Here is a 16,714-nt window from a genome sequence, read left to right on the forward strand (position 1 = left end):
CATTCTGCACGCGTGCTGGATCACTGCGTTTCTGACCAACAAAAGGAGTGTGAAATGAAAAACAAGCGTATGACTGTGATGGCCGTTGGTGGCGGTGCGGTTGCGCTGGCGGCAGTAATGACGGTGGGTGCAGCTAAGAAGGATATGGCCTTTACGCCCGCCGAGATCGAGGCCGCGCAGACCGCCTGGGCGGAAGGCATTGTCGCCATCGGTGCGACCAAGACCGAAGGCGGTGACTACAGCGCCCGTGCCGCTGAGCACATTCGCACCTTATATGCATATGGCAAGGCGCCGGTGCTGTTCAAGCCCACCAAGGCGGCGGAAGAGCAGTTCCGCGATACCTACGAAGAGGCGCATTCCTACTTCGTCGGTGGTGACATCAAGGAAGACGGCGGCTTTGCCATCAACCCGTGGACCGCGGTGCGCTTCGAGAATGAAGGCCTGTACATCGACTCCGACTCCGCCGTGGCGATGGGCAACTATTACTTCACCACCCCGGAAGGACAGGAAGTGAAGGTCGAATACACCTTTGGCTACATCCCGGGCAAAGATGGCCAGCCGCTGATCAACGTGCATCATTCCTCGCTGCCGTTTTCGCCCTGATGAGTACTTCTCCTCTCTGAGAAGGGCGGACCTTGACTGTGCGTGGAGCCCTAGGGCTCCACGCACAAGGCGCGGTCTCCCCGAACAGCCCCTGCGCTAGCCCGAAGCATCGGCAGCGCACGACACGTATCTTCGTGCGAAGCCGCACTGTCATCGGCGCGATCTATCCTGAAGCCTGATCCCTGGCTGTGGATGTGCTTCAGTGACGACTCGTGTGACCAGGCGGTCCGCCCACATCACCTTGCTCCTCGTGGCGGGTACGCTTGCCGTTGGCTGCAGTGGCGACGCTGCACGCGACCCACCGGGCGATGCACCGCGCACCGCGCAGCCGTTGCGCGCAGTGACCTTCAATACCGGGACCCCGCAGTGTTCTCGCGCGCCAGACTCCGAATACAGTTGCGAGGATGCAGAAACGGCCAGCGAGTGGTACGGCACGGGCCTGGCGCATTTGGCCTTGATGGCCGACGTACGCGCCTTCTTCGATGCGCTTGCGCCGGACATCGTGGCGATCCAGGAAATTTTTCACGCTCCGAACTGCCTGGAGATTCCTGAGGCCCACCACGCCGGGTTCATCTGCGAGGAATGGGCGCCGGGGGATGACACGGTCATCACGCGCGTGCTGGGCCCTGATTATCAGGTGGCCTGTCATCAAGGCCGACCCGACAAATGCCTTGCGGTGCGAAGGGATGTGGGCCGTTTTCGCGGTTGCCAAGACCGCTTTTGCCCGGACCGGCTCGCAGGCGGTATCACCGAAGATTGCGGCGGCGGTACGCGCATCGGGCGGGGCGTCATTGACCTCGTCGCTGGCGAGTCGCTGACCGTGGTGAACATCCATGGCACGTCGGGTGCGACCGTGGAGGATCAGAACTGTCGGGTGGAACAATTCGAGCAGGTCTTCGTCGACCTGCGTGATGGCTCCGGCATGCCAGCCGCCAACGGGCTGCGCAATATTGTGCTGGGCGACCTCAATACCGACCCCGGGCGCCTGGCATTGATCGATCCCAGTGCCCGCACCTGGAATACCTACGTCGGCGAGGGGCGTGCCTTCGTGCAAATCTCCGAGACGGGGCTGCTGGCGGCCCCCACCTACGCCAATCTGCTGAACATCGACCATGTGGCCAGCGATGCCTTCCGTGGCGATTGTTTTGCCGGCACCGCCACCGAGACCACTGCGTTTGATCATGTGCCGATCGTTTGTGATCTGCGTCCTCTTGGTAGCGCAGAGCTGGCAGCGCCCTAGCCGCAGGCCCCCACCCAGCCGCAAGCGGTGCAAGCGTCGCAGCCGTCGCGCTTGATCACCGCATGCGTGCCGCAGTCGGGACAGGGGGCGCCCGGTAGTGGTCTGGACTTGGCGGGGTCCTTCAACGTGGTTGGATCCGTCACCGGGTCACGCGCCGCCAGTACGCCCATCGGGTTGAGCGGGCGGCCCTCCTCGTCGAGCAGGCCGAGCATGCCGTAGCGGTGCAGCATAAGTGCGGCGATATAAGCCACCGTGGAGGGATAGCGCAGCATCTTCTTGCTGCCCGGTCGGCGGGCCAGGAAATCACCGTGCGGCTCGGCATAGTTGAGCAGCTTGCGCAGCTTTTCCCCGATCCAGGCCGGGTCAATGACCCGCATGTCCAGTGACAGCAGCTTGCAGAGTCCGTCGAGATCACGCGGATAGTCGCCGGACAGCCACACGCTGTAGGGCCGACGATTGCCGTCCGGCATCACGAGCTCCTTCAGCCCGAGCACGAAATCGTCCCCCGTCTGGGCATTGGCCACATCCACCGTCCAGCTCATCGTGCCGTCGGTGTCGGCCTTGGGCTCCTTGTCGGACATCAGCGCATCGAGTACCGGTGTGGGGCCGGTTGCTTCGAAGGCGCCGAGCTGCTGGCAGCGCAGCTTGACCAGCCGTGCCACCACGGCCGTGGCAGAGGCCATCACGACTTCGCCCTGGCCGGGCATGACGGCGCGGATCGGCGCGCCGCGGGTCTTCAGCAGCGCATCCAGCTTCTTCTCCAGCCAGCCGCGATCCTGGCTGCGCATATCCATCGACAACAGCTTGGCGGTGGCACCCAGACCGGGTGGCTGTTCGACGCCATTGACCCATACCTCGAAGGGCGAGGCCGAGCCATTCTCGGTATGGCCGATGACCACGGCAAAACGGGCGGTATCGCCATCCACGAAATAGGTCCAGGACGGATTGCCTTCGGCGATCTCCGGTCGGCCGGGCCAGCGCAGGCTGGACAATGCGGGTGCGGGAACCTGATCCAGGCGGATGCGCCGGTCGGATTCGTCGACGAAGGAGGCCGGTGTCTGGCGTGCCGTCGGCGCGGTCACGCGCAGCACGGCGCCGGTGCTGTCGTTCGGCCGGTAGGTGGTGCAGCCCTTGCACCCAGCGGCAAAGGCATCGGCATAGACCTGCTTGAAGGTCTCGAAGTCATAGTCCGCCGGCACGTTGATGGTCTTGGAAATCGAGGAGTCGACGTGCTTCTGTACCGCCGCCTGCGTAGCAAGATGGGCAGCCACCGGCAGGGTCTGTGCGTTGACGAAATACTCGGGCAGTTGCTCTGGGTCCCCGCCCTGTTCGAGGAACAGGCGATAGCCCCGGTCCTGGACCTCGTAGGCTTGCCGCTCGCCGTCCTGCTGACGCTTGTAGCGGGTGTAGGCCCAGGCAAAGGGGGGCTCGATACCGTTCGACACATTGCGCCCGAAGGCCAGCGAGATGGTGCCGGTGGGGGCAATGGACAGCACGTGCGAGTTGCGGATGCCGTGCTGGGCGATGGCCTCGCGCAGCTCCGTCGGCATGCGTTGCATGAAGCCCGATTGCAGGTATTTTTCGGCGTCGAAGGCGGGGAAGGCGCCCTTCTCCTTGCCCAGTTCGACCGACGCCATATAGGCGTGACGCTTGATGAAGTCGGCCAGCGCATCAGCCAGCTTCACCCCTTCATCGCTGCCGTACACCTGCTTCATCATTGCGGTGGCCGTGCCCAGCCCAGTCATACCAAGGCCGATGCGCCGCTTCTGCATGGCTTCATCCCGCTGGGCGGGCAGTGGCCAGTAGGTCGCATCGAGCACATCGTCCAGCATGCGCACGGCGGTGCGTACGGTGTCCCCCAGAAGCTCGTAATCCACGTAGGGTGCGTCGCCAAAGGCGTCGCGCACAAAGGCGGATAGATTGATGCTGCCCAGGCAGCAGCAGCCGTAGTCGGGCAGCGGCTGTTCGCCGCAGTTGTGGGCCACGAGCCCGTTTGCATCGAAACGGCTCTTGCCGGGGATCTGGGCGTCGTACACCGTTTCGACGCCTTCGGCGATGATGTCGACCACTTCGTCGACAAAACGCTCCCGATTCAGTGCGCGTCGATAGCTTCCCATGGCTGCAGACAACTTCCGGGCCTTGGTGGTGTCGCTGAAGCCAACGCGCTCAGCAAAGACTGGCAGGTTGTCGCCGGAGATGCAGAGTTCATGCTGTGCGCGGGTGTGGTACGCCTTTGTACCTCCACGTCCATCAGGCAATTGGCTTACGCCTGCCGGTCGCCGTTCACGATAGATGGTCGCTGCGATGCCCAGGCTCAGCAGCATGCGTTGAACCGCCTCGAGCGATTCGATGTTGCTTTGCGACAGGCGTACCGATACGCCTTTTTGTTGGCTGCCCTGTACCGATCCATCTGCATCGAAGAGTCCGCGCAGCAGGCCGCGGACGAAGCTGTAATCCATAGCCTCGATGGCTGGTGTAATGCGCTTGTTGCCGGGGGTCAGGCCGAGTTCGCGCGCAGTGCGCACAATGCCTGAAGTAGCCATGCGGTATTCGGTAAAGCCGCCCGTTGTCCTCGCGGGATACCAGCCGGCAAAGTCAGCACGAGGCGACTGCGAGCGTGCTGCCGCCTCCGCCGCCGCCATGATGGCGTCGGCACCTGAAGCGATCTCCGGCCCATGCGCTACCTTCGCCTCTTTCCAGACAGATAGCACCGTCTTGTCAGCCTTGAGCGTGCCGTCACCAATGAGAAGCCCGATCAAGTAGCCCTTCTGGTGTTGCCCCTCGTCATGGCGATGGGACGCCGCACGTTGATTCGAAAGCGCGAGGGTGTCGCCAACCTTGAAGTCTCCCGCCGCCTTCCATGCACAATTCAGCGAGAAGCGCGTGCTGCTAGTGATCGCCTGCAGCAGATGGTCATCCGTCACGCGAAGGCTGAACCCTCGACGCGTGCGGATACGCAATATCGGTTTTTCACCAGTGGCAAAGAAACCTTCCGGGCCGGAGGCACAGGCTGAGCCGTCCACCAACGCGTCGAACGGGCTTCCAACGAGATCCTTGATCTGGCGGCGACCATCGACCGTCGTGATCCAGGTATCGGCAGCGAGACACGGGTTCGTGGCCTCGATGCTTTCCGCGTACCAGAGATTGTTGTCCGCATTCATGCGGTCGATGAAGACCACGCCGGGCTCAGCGGTGTCATAGGTCTGGCGGATGATGCGGTCCCACAGCTCGCGGGCGGGCAGGCGTCGGTAGACCCACATGCCGTCGCTGTCGCGGCGGTAGGCACCGTCGGCCTTCAGCGCATCGCTGGGTTCAACGGCATGGACCAGTTCAAAGTCGTCGTCGGCTTCAACCGCGGCCATCAGCGCATCCGTGACCGCGACGCTGAGGTTGAAGTTGGAGAGGCTGCGCACGCGGTTGCGCAGGGCTTCGGCTTCTTCCCAGCCAAGATCCAGGCGCGCGATGAGCGCATTGAATGCGCTGAGGTCCTTGGCGGTGACAAAGGCTTCGATGTCCGGGTGGTCGCAACGCAGGACGCCCATCTGCGCGCCGCGGCGCGCACCGGCGGATTCGACGGTCTCGCAACTGCGGTCGAAGACGCGCATGTAGGACAGTGGGCCACTGGCGCGCGAGTGCGTGCCCTTGACCTGGGCGCCGCGCGGGCGGATACGCGAAAAATCGTAGCCGACGCCGCCACCGCGGCGCATGGTCTCGGCGGCTTCGCGCAGAGCGGTGTAGATCGCGACCTTGTCGTCACTGTCCTCGGAGATCGAGTCGCCGACCGGCTGGACGAAGCAGTTGATCAGCGTGGCGCGGATGTCGGTGCCGCAGGCACTCGCGATGCGCCCGGCGGGATAGAAGCCGGCTTCCTGGGCGTGCAGGAAGCGGGTGTAGAAGGCCTGTTCGATGGCGCCTGGGGTGGCATCGTCGATGCCGAGTGTCTTGGCAAGACGACGTCGGTCGGCGGTGGACCCCGCTTCCGCGCGCTCGCGTTCCACGTGTGCAAGGCCGGCCGCTACGCGCCGGAAGATCTCCTCCCGGCTACGCTCTCCCGACTTGCAGTACTTCTCCTGCAGAACGCTGTCGTAGAAGTCGTCCTGGTCGAAGCTGGTCTTGAAGCTGGTATCGGGAATGGCACACCTCCTGCCGGACACGCTCGGGCGTGTCATCTGTGGCCAGACTAATACGCTGGCGCCTTGGCCGCGACCCCGGGATTTCCACTATGTAGACACCCACCATGTTGTGGATCGACTGAGAGCGACACCCACGATGTAGGTGAAGATCAGTAGTGCAGCCACGAAGGCGGTGCGTCGTTGACCGGTACTGCGCCCGCGCTTGAGGGCAATACTGCCGGCGATCACGTAGGCCGGCAGCGCGATCAGCTTGGCGTACAGCCAGGGCTGGCCCAGTGGTTGGCCATGCAGCACTACCAGCAGGCCGACCGCCGCCGCCAGAAGCACGCTGTCGACGACATGCGGCACGACCCGCCACAGGCCGCGTTGATGCCAGTCGGCGCCGGCCAGCATGGCACTGCCGCGGATGAGAAAAAGCCCCCCGCTCAGCACGACGGCAGTGACATGCAGGTGAAGCAGCACGGCATAGTGCATCGGGATCAAGCACCTTGTGGCACGGGCAATGGCGGCATCGGCAGCGCCGCCGCACGCAGGCACGTGCCGTGCGGCGGGACTGCCTCAGAGATCGCTACGCAGCCCACTAATCCTCATCAACGATCTCGGGCATGAAGCTGCCCGCTCCGCCCGCGATGGCCGAGAGGCGCGCGCCCATGCGCAGGGCGATCTGCCGGTAGTGCTGCGCAATGCTGCCTTCGGGGTCCGCCACCACGCTGGGGTGACCGGCGTCGGCGTTCTCGCGGATACTGATGTCCAGCGGTAGCGCGCCGAGCAGCGGCACCTGATAGTCGTGCGCAACGCGCTCGCCACCACCGCTGCCGAAGATGTGCTCTTCGTGCCCGCAGTGGGAGCACACGTGCAGGCTCATGTTCTCGACGATACCCAGCACGGGAACGTTCACCTTGTTGAACATCTGCAGCCCCTTGCGGGCGTCGAGTGTGGCGATGTCCTGCGGTGTGGTGACGATGACCGCCCCCGCCAGTGGCACGCGCTGCGAGAGCGTGAGCTGGGTATCGCCCGTACCCGGCGGCATATCAACGATGAGGTAGTCCAGTGCCCGCCAATTGGTTTCATTGAGCAGCTGCTGCAGCGCCTGGGTCACCATCGGGCCACGCCAGACCATCGGTTGCTCTTCATCGATGAGGTAGCCGATGGACATCGACTGGATGCCATGGCTCATCATGGGCTCGAAGGTTTTGTTGTCCTTTGTCTCGGGCTTGCCGCGTACACCCAGCATGCGCGGCTGGCTGGGGCCGTAGATGTCGGCATCGAGCATGCCGACCGCGGCGCCTTCCGACGCCAGTGCCAGCGCCAGATTGGCCGCGACAGTGGACTTGCCTACCCCGCCCTTGGCCGATGAGACCGCAACGATGTTCTTGATGCCGCGGAAGGCATCCAGCCCCGGCTGCGCAGTGTGACTGGGGATGGCCTGCGTCAGGCCCACCTTGGCCTCGCTGACACCGGGCAGGGCGCCAATGGCGGCCTTGAGCCCGTCTGCCAGCGCGGTGCTGTAGCGCGCCGCCGGAAAGCCCAGCTCCAGCACCACGCGTACGCGATCGCCGTCGATCTCAATGCTTTCGATGCGGCTGCCCAGGGCGAAGTGCTCGCCGAGCAAGGTGTCGTCGAATGCGCGGAGCGTGGCGTGGATGCGGGCGCGGAGATCGTCTTCCATCGAAAGCGTGTGACCCGGGTGTTTTTTGCAGGACCGCAATGATGCCAGTGCGCAGCAGTGGTGTATGCAGCATCCAGGCACCACGCGCGCGGCCAAGTGCTGCTGGCTGCCGCGCTTGTGCTAGCGTGCCGGCCCAGATTGGCCCCTGCGTGTGGCAGGACGGGCCTGGAGTGATGATGACGGTAGAACAGCATCTGGCGGCGCTGCGCGCCGACATCCCCGAGATCACGCCCCGGCAGGCACAGGCGCTGCTGCGCCAGGGCATCCCGCTGATCGATGTGCGCGAGGCGGAAGAGCATGCGCAGGGGATGCCGGAAGGCGCGCTGGCACTGGGGCGCAGCTTTCTGGAGCTGCGCATTGGTGAGGCGGTGCCCGACATGGATACGCCGGTGTTGCTGATGTGTGGCTCCGGCACGCGCTCGCTACTGGCGGCCGACGACCTTCGTCGGCTGGGCTACCGCGACGTGCGTTCCGTTGCGGGCGGCTTCACGCGCTGGAAGGACGAGGGCCTGGCCTGGACCCTGCCGGCCATGGCCGATGCCGACGCGCGCATCCGCTATGCGCGCCAGATCGCACTGCCGGAGCTGGGCGAAGCGGGACAGGCGGCGCTGCAGCAGGCACGCGTACTGGTCATCGGTGCCGGTGGCTTGGGGTCGCCGGCGGCGCTGTATCTGGCAGCGGCCGGGGTGGGTACGCTGGGCCTGGTCGACGACGACAGCGTGGAGCGCAGCAATCTGCATCGCCAGGTGCTACACCGCGATGACCGCGTCGGCCAGTCGAAGACTGCATCGGCGCAGGCCACCCTGAACGCGCTGAATCCAAAGGTGCGGGTGCATGCACACGCGCTGCGTCTCGACGCCAGCCAGGTGGAAGCGCTGTTCGCCGACTATGACGTGATCGTCGACGGTTCGGACAACTTCCCGACGCGCTATCTCGTCAACGACGCCTGCATCAAGCTCGGCCTGCCCAACGTCTACGGTGCGGTCCAGGGCTTCGAGGGGCAGGTGGCTGTGTTTGGCGCCGGCGGGCAGCCGTGCTACCGCTGTCTCTTTCCCGAGCCGCCGCCCGCGGGTGCTGCTCCGCCCTGCAGTGAAGCGGGGGTTCTGGGCGTGGTACCGGGCGTGATCGGCCTGTTGCAGGCGCTGGAGGCCATGAAGTGCATTGCCGGTTTCGGCGAATCACTGCGCGGTCGCCTGTTGCGCTTCGATGCACTGCGCATGCGTTTTCGCATGCTGTCGATCCCGATCGACACCGACTGCCGCTATTGCGCCCCCGGCCGCGCCTTTCCGGGCTACACCGATTACGCCGCCTTTTGCGCAGGCGGCTGAATAGCGTCCGGCGATCGAGGCGATGCCCGCTGTGGCGGCGTTAGATCGCCAGCAAGGTCTTGACCAGTTCGACCAGTTCCGGGAGGTTCTTGACCACGCCGTGCGGTGCGTGGGGGTGACGCGTGGTCTGCGGAAAGATGTGGTCGATCCAGTCCTGGCTCCAGTTCGCCCCGTTGTAGAAGATGGGCGTCACGCCGGCCTCGGCGGCTGAGATCACGTCAGTGGTGCTGTCGCCAACATACCAGCAGTTGGTGGTGGCTGGTGCATCGAGGTTTTCCAGCGCCTTGAGGATGAGATCGGGCGCTGGCTTGCGGTGCTCGACGTCATCACCACAGACCATCGTGTCGAAGAGCTCGACCCAACCAGTGCCGTCGACGACGAAGAGCTCGTGCGCCATGAAGGTCCGGCTGCGGTTGGACAGCACGCCCACCTGCAAGCCGAGGTCGCGCAGCGCCTGCAGGTGCTGACGCGCGTCGGCTTCGAGCGGGTGCACCTCCCCGAAGACCTTGGCATAGCTGGCGTCGAAGGCCTTGTGCACGATGCGTTTGGCCTCCTGGTCCGCACCGAACAGCACCTCGAAGATGTCCGTGCGCGAAATTTTGCGCTCCGCCCGGATCTTCGGGTGCAGCTTGGCGTTCTTGCGGACGTATTTAACGAGCTTCGCATCTTCGACCGTTTTGGAATCCTCTGGCTTGACCAGGCGCTCGACCAGGCCCAGTTCATCCAGGCGCGGCAGCACGTCATCGACGGCGTGGTACATCGCGTCGAGGGTGTCGACCAGGGTCGCGTGCCAGTCGAACAGCAGGATGTGCGGCCGCGCATGCGGCAAGTGGAGCAGGCTCATGGGGCGGGAGCATAGCGCGCTCGCGCCGGTACATCCGCTTCAGGCCGTGCCTTCCGCCGCATGGCGGGAATCGGCCGCAGCCGTCGCGTGCCAGACGCTGTTCTCGGTCCCGTGGCGGCCGCGCCGCGCGCTGGCCCAAGCCATCAGCGCGAAGGCGATGGCGCCCGCCGCAGCAACGGCATCAACGCCGAAAATGGGCCACAGACCACTTGCCGCGCTCTGCCACAGCCAGTCCCCGGTAGTGATGCCATTGGTGATGGGAATCAGCGCCGTCGCCAGCGCGGTGGCCGCCAGCAGCTCGGTTGCGGCGCGGATCGGCGGTCGCCACAGCGCCCACGCGATGGCGCCAAAGAAGGCGATGAAGTAGACACGGGTCTCCCACAGTGCGCGCATGGGCAGATCGACTGGCAGCAAACGGTTGGCCACGAAGGCAGCGGACAAGCCCAGCATGCAGCCGACACAGACGCCAACGGTGGCGCCGGCCAGCCAGCGGTGATGACGCGGCTGCTCCGCGTGCCGCCGGCGCCGGCGCGATTCGATCCACAGCAGATTGCCGGTATAGAACAGCCAGGCGCCGGACAGGCCCAGGAAGAAGTACAGCCAACGCACTACTGGGCCGCCAAAATCACCGAAATGCAGCGATTGCACGCTATTGACTGCAATCTGGCTGGGTCGGGAGTCAGCGGGGTGGTCGTAGCCGCGCACCTCGCCCGTCGCGCCGTCAAAGATCACCAAGGCTTCGTGGAGCATGGTGCGCGGTACCGCACCGCGCACCGTGATGTCGGTGTGTTGGTCCCCGTAGTGCTCGGCGATGACGGTGTCAGGCTGCAGGTCCGGAATCACCGTGCGCGCCTTTTCGACCAGCGCGTCGATGGAGACCATCGGTACCTTGACGCCAGTTTCCTCGCGGTGGTGGGCGATCTCGGTGAGCTCGTCGATGGCGGGGCCCAGGGCGTTGTGATAGACGAGGGTATTCGCGCCCAGAATGGCCACGATATTGATCGTGAACAGCGCGCTCGTGATCATGAACATCAAGTGGAAGGGTAGCCCAAGGATGCCCACCACGTTGTGTGCATCCAGCCAGAAGCGCTTGCGGTTCCGGCCGGGGCGCAGCGCAAAGAGGTCGCGCACCAGGCGTGGCAGATGAATGACGATGCCGGACACCAATGCCACGCCAAAGACGATGCAGATCACGCCCAGCAGATAGCGGCCGAATTGCACCGGCAGGCCCAGGGTGAAGTGCAGCTCGTCGACGAAGTCGGCCAGCCGGGTGTGTGCTTCGTGGTCGCGCTCGACCGGCTCGGCACCGGGGCTCGTGATGGTGTAGGCGTTGACTTCCCGACCAATGCCGTCGCGCCACTCGAGAATGGGTTGCGTCACGCCCGGTCCAGGCAGGTGCAGGAAGAAGCGTTCGCCGATGGCTTCCGGGTAGCGCGCGTAGGCATCGCTGACCAGGCGCTGCAATGCGTCGTCCGCGACCGGTTGTTCGTAGCGCTGTTCGGGGTCCGACCAGCGCTGGATGCTGCCGTAAAACATATCCAGGGCACCGGCGTAGAAGGCAATGAACAGCGCCATTCCAGCGATCAGGCCCGACCAGGTGTGTACCGTGGTGAACACGCGCAGGGTCTCTGCCCGGATCTTCATGCCGGCATCTCCAACCATCCTGCCACCTGGGTGCCCCACAGCAGCCCGAAGGCGCAGAGATTCAATGCCAGCAGCCAGACCCAGGCACGCCATCCGGGGGGTGCCATGAAAGCAGCACAGATCACCCCGATCCACACCGGCAGTATCAGCACGATGATCAGTACCGCGCTGGCCTCAAGACCCAGCGGCAACGGCGCTACCAGCAAGCCGCTCATTGCCGCCGAGAGAGGGAATCCGGCCAGTACGCCAGCACTCAGTCGTCCCCACATCAGCCGCTGACTCCGCGCAGGCTCAGATAGGGCAGGCTCATGCAGCCGAACTGCAACAGGCAGACGCCCGCAATCAGGCCGGGGCCGATCCCCAGGCCGACGGCGAGCAGCACCAGGCTGCACACTGCGAGGCCATGGCCGACCCAGCGCCAGGGGCGCGCTACGGGCTGTGCGCGCAGACGCTGGTTGGGATGTGCGGCGTACCAGAGCCAACAGGCGAGTCCGCCCGCCACGCAGCCGATTGCGGTGGAGAGCAGCGCCATCACAGGCGGATGTCCAGCTGCAGGCCGATGACGCGGGGGGCGCCGTAGGTCACCAGGAAGCCATCGTCCTCGCGGCCGAGCTGATTCTCGGCTTCAAGGCGTTGGCGGAAGGTGGCGAAGCGTCGGTCCGTCAGATTGCTCGCCACCAGGCTGAGCGTGGCATTGCGCAGGGCGTAGCCCACACGCAGGTTCAGCACGGCGTAGCGATCCGAGCGCGATGGCGCGTCATTCTCCGGCTGCAGGAAATAGCCATCGCTCACGTTGATGCTGCTGGCTGCGAACCAGCCGAGGCTGCCCGGGGTGGTGTTCCAGCGCGCGCTGAGGCTGCCGCTGTAGTGCGGGGCGCGTGGGAATTCATTGCCCGAAAAATCATTGCGGCCGTCACGGAAGTCCTCGAAGCGCGTGTCAGTCAGGCCGAGCGCAGCGCCCAGCCGAAGTCTGCGCGTCAAACGCCAGGCGACATCGGCTTCCGCGCCATAAACACGCGATTGCGCCGCATTGTCGGTGAAGCTGTCGCTGCCGTCCTCGGTGATGCGCTGCACCTGCTGGTCCTGCCAGTCGATGTAATAGAGGGTCAGGTCGGTGCGCAGGGCGCCATCCAGCCAGGCGGCACGCAGACCGGTCTCGTAGTTGCGCGTGAACTCGGGGTCAAAGGTATTGATGTCGCCGGTGGTGAACAACACCTCCGCGCCACCGGCGCGGTATCCCTCGGTATAGGTCAGGAAGGCGGCCAAGTCGGGCGTGAAGGCGTAGCGGACACCCAGACGCGGTAGGAGGGCGTTGTAGGTGGCTTCGGCGACGTCGTCGCCGGCGCCCGGAACGAAAGGTGTCTGCGCCAGTACCGGGCGGACGTCGATGCCCGGCGCGCATCGGTCGATGCCGGGCAGGAGCGCGGATAGGGCATCGAGTGCTTCGGGGGTACAGCCCACCAGGTCGGCGCGGGTGGTCTCGAAGGGGGCCTGCGTGCGCCGGCTTTCCCGGTCGAAACGCAGTCCGGCGGTCAGGGTCAGCCGGGCATTCCAGGCGTAGTCGACATTGGCAAAGATGGCCATGTTCTCGACGCGTTCATCGACCCGGGTCTCGATATCGGCCTGCACGAAGAGCGGCAGCCCGGAAACGGCGGGCAGGAGACTGTCCAGGGCCACCGGGACGTCGGTATTGCGTGCGTCGAAGACCTCATCGAAGCGGCCGGCATAAACGCCGATCACACCGCGTAAGCCTCTCCAGCCGTCCATGTTGAGGCGGGTTTCCTGCGTCAGGGTGTCGCCGGAGCCGCGTACCGTCAGCAGGCCGGCGTCGGCGGCGCTGAAGTCCCGGTCGCGCCGGCTGTCCTGGGTGCTGTCGAGAAAGGCGCTGGTGGCGCGCAGCGACCAGCGCGGCGCAAGGTCGTAGTGGATGTCGAGCGCGGCAGTGCGGAGATCGATGCGATCCACGCTGCGCTCATTGGCCTCGGCCGTGCGTGGTCGGGCGCCGTCGGCTTCGAAATTGCGGTCTGGGCCTTCGCTGCGCTCGGTGCGTGTGACGGTGAAGACCGTGCCCAGCGCCGGCAGTGCGCGCGGCTGCCAACCCAGGCGCAGACGGCCCTGCTGGCTGTCCTGACGCGCCCAGTCGGCTTCGTCGCGGGTGATGTTGGTGACGAAACCGTCCTGCGCCCGGTCGTCATAAATCAGCCGGAACGGCACCGGCCCGAGTGGACCACCACCGGCGAAGGCGAGCTGATGATCGCCCTCGCGGTTGAGGCGGGCGCGCGCCTCGGCATCCCAGATCAGGGTCGGCGCGCGCGTCTCAATGACGACGGCGCCGGCCAGGGCGTTGCGCCCCTGGGTCGTGGATTGCGGTCCGCGCAGGATCTCGATCTGTTCGATGTCGTACAGATCGGCGCCGCCGAATTGCTGACCAATGCGATCCAGTGCCACGCCGTCGACGTAGATGCTGGCAACCGGTTCGGCAAATTCGTTGGTGTCGGGGCCGCTGGAGTTGATGCCGCGAATGCTGAACTGACCGTTGTCCGTGGCCACCACGTTGGCGGTGCGGGCCAGCACATCGTCAATGGTCTGATCGCTGAAGGCCTCGATCTCGGCGCGGGTGGTCACCGCCACTGAACTGACGGTATCCATGGCCGTCCTCCCCACCTTTTCGCCGCGCACCACCACCTGTTCAAGCTGGACAGCGGGGCGGGATTCGGATGCCTCGGGCGTGACGCGCACGAAGTCGACGGCGTCCTCGCTGTCTGGCGCAGCGCTTGTCTGCTGTGCCGTTGCCGTCAGGCTGAGCAGCAGGCAGATCAAGGCGGCGGCCCACAGCGACAGGCGCTGCATCAGAAATCCACCCTCAGCGAGGCCACCCAGGTCCGTGGTGCCCCCGGAACCACCGAAGCCAGACTGTTGCCGGCGACGTAGTACTCCTCGTCGAAGATGTTGGCGATGCCGATCCGTGGCGTAATGACCGTGCGGTTGTAGCGCCAGCCCCAGAACAGGGCAGCGTCGGTGACCGTGTAGCTGGGCAGCACGAAGCTGTTGCGATTGTCGCCCTGACGCTCGTCGCTGGCGAAATAGCTCACGGTGCCGCCAAGGCCGCGCAGCACGCCGTCGAGCAGGCGGTAGGTGATCACCAGGCCGCCGGCATGACGCGGTACGCCACGCACGCTGCCACCTTTGGGCGTGACATCCGAGCGGATGGTCTCACTGTCGGTAAAGCCGTAGTTGAGCAGCAGGTCGAGGCCGCGGATCGGGTTGCCGCTGAGATCGAATTCGACGCCACGGCTGCGAAATTCGCCGCCGTTGGTGACGCGGCCGCCCGCGACGCTGCGATCGATGATGGCGACGTTCTCCTTGTCGATCTGATAGAGCGCCAGCGTGGCACCGAGACGGTCATCGAAAAGACGAAACTTGCCGCCAATCTCGTATTGCACGCCGGTCTCCGGGTCCAGCTCCTCGTCGGCCTGCGATTGCAGCGCAATCGAGGCGGGCCGGAAGGAGGTGCTGAAACTGGCGAAGGGCGAGAGCCAACCGGTCCATTCGTACAGCGCCGCGGCCCGGTAGGTGAAAGCATCGTCTTCCACCGAGCGAACTGAAGGCGTCGGCGGTGGCGCCGTGGGGTTGGCCACGGAGGTCAGCTGATCCACGGCGCGCAGCGTGCGTTCATCGGCGTCGACCTGGTCGTAGCGCAGGCCGAGCAGGATATTGAGACGTTCATCCGGGGTGCGCAGCCGGTTCTGCAGAAAGGTGCCGGTGAATTGCTGGCGCGTGTCCGAGAAGCCGTCCGCCGTGAGCTGGGTGGGGACGGCGTCGCCGTATTCGGGATTGACGATGTCGATCTTCTGCGGGAACAGACCATCCGGCCCGATCAGATCGAGACCACGGAATTCGTCGACAAAGCCATCCTCGTCGCGATGGTCCACGCCCAGCAGGAATTCGTGACGCAGGCCGAGAAAGGCGGTATCCCATTCGATATCGGCGCGGTACTGGCGCGCGTCGAAGCGAATGCTGGTGCGGTCGTAAAAGCGCGACATTTCCGTCGGGCCGACCGGGTCGGTCACCTCGGCGAGGAGATTGCCCAGGCCGGGAATCGCGTTCAGCGCGGCCAGCTGATTGAGCACGGGGATGGGAAGTGGCTCCTCGCCCGGCTCGAGGAAGGGGCGGAAGGCTTCGAAATCGTGCAGGAAGCGCTGATCCAGCATGCCGACGCGAATGTTGACCTGCTCACTGGCGGCAAACTCGAGGCGCACGGTGGCCAGATCGGAATCGAAGTCGCTGCCGCGCGTGGCGGGTTCGCCCAGGTAGGTGCTGATGTCCGCGATGGGCTTGCCGTCCACACTGAAGGCCACGCCTTCGTCGAAGGGGCGGCGCTCGTCCTGGCGCATGTAGGTCATGGCCAGCTCGGTACGATCTCCCAGCTTGACCGCTGCCGTCGGCATCGCGAAATCGCGCTCGACGAAGACGAAATCGCGGAAGCTGTCGTCCACCTCGCGCGCGCCCACCAGGCGGCCCGAGACCCCCGGAATGTCAGGGCTGCCATGCAGATCCACCGTGACCCGGTCGCTGTCGAAGCGGCCCTGCTCGCCCTCCACCTGACCGCCGAAGGTGTCGAGGGGGCGCTTGCTGACGATATTGAGGATGCCGCCCGGCTCAACCTGTCCGTACAGGATCGAGGCTGGACCCTTCAGTACCTCAAGCCGTTCGACACCAGCCAGGTCGAAAGTCGGCGCGGCAGACAGACGGAAACCGTCGAAATACACGTCCGACTGCAGAAAGCCGCGCACGACCACCGACTCGCGGGCCGAGATCAGGGTCACGCCCTCGCTGGGGGCAACGCCACTAACGTAGCGCGTGGCGGTGGCGATGTCCTGGGTGTCGGTATCGCGCAACAGGTCCTCGGAAAGCACCTGGATCGACACCGGCGTGCGTTCCAGCGGCGCATCGGTACGGGTTGCCGTGGCTGAGCGCTGCGCCCGATAGCCGACCACGGCGCCAAAGGGGTCTTCGCCGACGCCGATGACCTCCACCGGCGAGAGCTGATCGGCGCCCTGTCGCGGCGTGGCCGCTTCGGTGGACGCAGCCGTGCTCGTTTGCTGCGCGTGCAGAGGGCCGTGGGCGAGGAGACACAGCAATGCGCCGGTGCATAGGCGATTCATGGGGGTCCCGAGATGGCGCGGCGTCTTCGCGCGCGGAGGAGATCAACGGTCGCGCTAACTTTAACGCGAAGCATTCGTATCCGCTACC

12 protein-coding genes are annotated in these 16,714 nt (G+C 65.2%); 3 read left to right on the forward strand and 9 right to left on the reverse strand.

The features are described 5' to 3' along the window. The first annotated feature begins 54 nt into the window (after positions 1-54). Positions 55-603, forward strand: a complete 549-nt coding sequence (locus tag ACOOFO_RS03075) for a phosphoribosyl-AMP cyclohydrolase (protein WP_420428194.1) — start codon at positions 55-57, stop codon at positions 601-603. Between the two features lie 202 nt (positions 604-805). Beyond that, entirely contained in the window at positions 806-1,843 is a 1,038-nt protein-coding gene (locus ACOOFO_RS03080; RefSeq protein ID WP_420428195.1) for a hypothetical protein, read from the forward strand. Here the strand turns inward: ACOOFO_RS03080 and ACOOFO_RS03085 are convergent. The 3 genes from ACOOFO_RS03085 to apbC all read right to left on the reverse strand — a co-directional run bounded on the left by ACOOFO_RS03085 (position 1,840) and on the right by apbC (position 7,645). Continuing rightward, positions 1,840-6,012, reverse strand: a complete 4,173-nt coding sequence (locus tag ACOOFO_RS03085) for an LAGLIDADG family homing endonuclease (protein WP_420428196.1) — start codon at positions 6,010-6,012, stop codon at positions 1,840-1,842. The two genes, ACOOFO_RS03080 and ACOOFO_RS03085, sit on opposite strands and share 4 nt — an antisense overlap. A 51-nt stretch (positions 6,013-6,063) precedes the next feature. Next, positions 6,064-6,450, reverse strand: coding sequence for a SirB2 family protein (locus ACOOFO_RS03090; protein ID WP_420428197.1), 387 nt, complete (start codon positions 6,448-6,450; stop codon positions 6,064-6,066). A gap of 106 nt (positions 6,451-6,556) precedes the next feature. Then, positions 6,557-7,645 (reverse strand): iron-sulfur cluster carrier protein ApbC, encoded by a 1,089-nt coding sequence (gene apbC / locus ACOOFO_RS03095; RefSeq protein WP_420428198.1) that lies wholly within the window; start codon positions 7,643-7,645, stop codon positions 6,557-6,559. Positions 7,646-7,821: 176 nt separating this feature from the next. Between apbC and moeB the strand changes: the two genes are divergently transcribed. Continuing rightward, positions 7,822-8,973 (forward strand): molybdopterin-synthase adenylyltransferase MoeB, encoded by a 1,152-nt coding sequence (gene moeB / locus ACOOFO_RS03100; RefSeq protein WP_420428199.1) that lies wholly within the window; start codon positions 7,822-7,824, stop codon positions 8,971-8,973. Between the two features lie 40 nt (positions 8,974-9,013). On the opposite strand, the gene ACOOFO_RS03105 is transcribed toward moeB, so the two are convergent. Genes ACOOFO_RS03105 through ACOOFO_RS03130 form a run of 6 tightly spaced genes read right to left on the reverse strand, consistent with a single transcriptional unit; the run spans position 9,014 to position 16,626 of the window. Next, a complete protein-coding gene (locus tag ACOOFO_RS03105) occupies positions 9,014-9,817 on the reverse strand; it encodes an HAD family hydrolase (RefSeq protein ID WP_420428200.1) in 804 nt (267 codons plus the stop codon). A 39-nt stretch (positions 9,818-9,856) separates the two neighbouring features. Further along, entirely contained in the window at positions 9,857-11,461 is a 1,605-nt protein-coding gene (locus ACOOFO_RS03110; protein ID WP_420428201.1) for a PepSY-associated TM helix domain-containing protein, read from the reverse strand. Beyond that, entirely contained in the window at positions 11,458-11,730 is a 273-nt protein-coding gene (locus ACOOFO_RS03115) for a hypothetical protein (RefSeq protein WP_420428202.1), read from the reverse strand. The genes ACOOFO_RS03110 and ACOOFO_RS03115 overlap by 4 nt, the downstream gene beginning before the upstream one ends. Then, a complete protein-coding gene (locus tag ACOOFO_RS03120; RefSeq protein WP_420428203.1) occupies positions 11,730-11,993 on the reverse strand; it encodes a hypothetical protein in 264 nt (87 codons plus the stop codon). The genes ACOOFO_RS03115 and ACOOFO_RS03120 overlap by 1 nt, the downstream gene beginning before the upstream one ends. Then, a complete protein-coding gene (locus tag ACOOFO_RS03125) occupies positions 11,993-14,311 on the reverse strand; it encodes a TonB-dependent receptor (RefSeq protein WP_420428204.1) in 2,319 nt (772 codons plus the stop codon). The genes ACOOFO_RS03120 and ACOOFO_RS03125 overlap by 1 nt, the downstream gene beginning before the upstream one ends. Continuing rightward, positions 14,311-16,626: a TonB-dependent siderophore receptor gene (locus ACOOFO_RS03130; RefSeq protein ID WP_420428205.1), complete on the reverse strand. Its 2,316-nt coding sequence runs from the start codon at positions 16,624-16,626 to the stop codon at positions 14,311-14,313. The genes ACOOFO_RS03125 and ACOOFO_RS03130 overlap by 1 nt, the downstream gene beginning before the upstream one ends. Positions 16,627-16,714 lie beyond the last annotated feature (88 nt).

It is taken from the genome of Algiphilus sp. (assembly GCF_965216485.1).
In the GTDB taxonomy this organism is placed as follows: Bacteria; Pseudomonadota; Gammaproteobacteria; order Nevskiales; family Nevskiaceae; genus Algiphilus.

Coding starts and splice junctions, on each gene's coding strand:
- ACOOFO_RS03075 (WP_420428194.1), top strand. CDS start 55: ATGAAAAACAAGCGTATGACTGTGATGGCCGTTGGTGGCGGTGCGGTT.
- ACOOFO_RS03085 (WP_420428196.1), bottom strand. CDS start 6,012: ATGACACGCCCGAGCGTGTCCGGCAGGAGGTGTGCCATTCCCGATACC.
- ACOOFO_RS03090 (WP_420428197.1), bottom strand. CDS start 6,450: ATGCACTATGCCGTGCTGCTTCACCTGCATGTCACTGCCGTCGTGCTG.
- apbC (WP_420428198.1), bottom strand. CDS start 7,645: ATGGAAGACGATCTCCGCGCCCGCATCCACGCCACGCTCCGCGCATTC.
- moeB (WP_420428199.1), top strand. CDS start 7,822: ATGACGGTAGAACAGCATCTGGCGGCGCTGCGCGCCGACATCCCCGAG.
- ACOOFO_RS03105 (WP_420428200.1), bottom strand. CDS start 9,817: ATGAGCCTGCTCCACTTGCCGCATGCGCGGCCGCACATCCTGCTGTTC.
- ACOOFO_RS03110 (WP_420428201.1), bottom strand. CDS start 11,461: ATGAAGATCCGGGCAGAGACCCTGCGCGTGTTCACCACGGTACACACC.
- ACOOFO_RS03115 (WP_420428202.1), bottom strand. CDS start 11,730: ATGTGGGGACGACTGAGTGCTGGCGTACTGGCCGGATTCCCTCTCTCG.
- ACOOFO_RS03120 (WP_420428203.1), bottom strand. CDS start 11,993: ATGGCGCTGCTCTCCACCGCAATCGGCTGCGTGGCGGGCGGACTCGCC.
- ACOOFO_RS03125 (WP_420428204.1), bottom strand. CDS start 14,311: ATGCAGCGCCTGTCGCTGTGGGCCGCCGCCTTGATCTGCCTGCTGCTC.
- ACOOFO_RS03130 (WP_420428205.1), bottom strand. CDS start 16,626: ATGAATCGCCTATGCACCGGCGCATTGCTGTGTCTCCTCGCCCACGGC.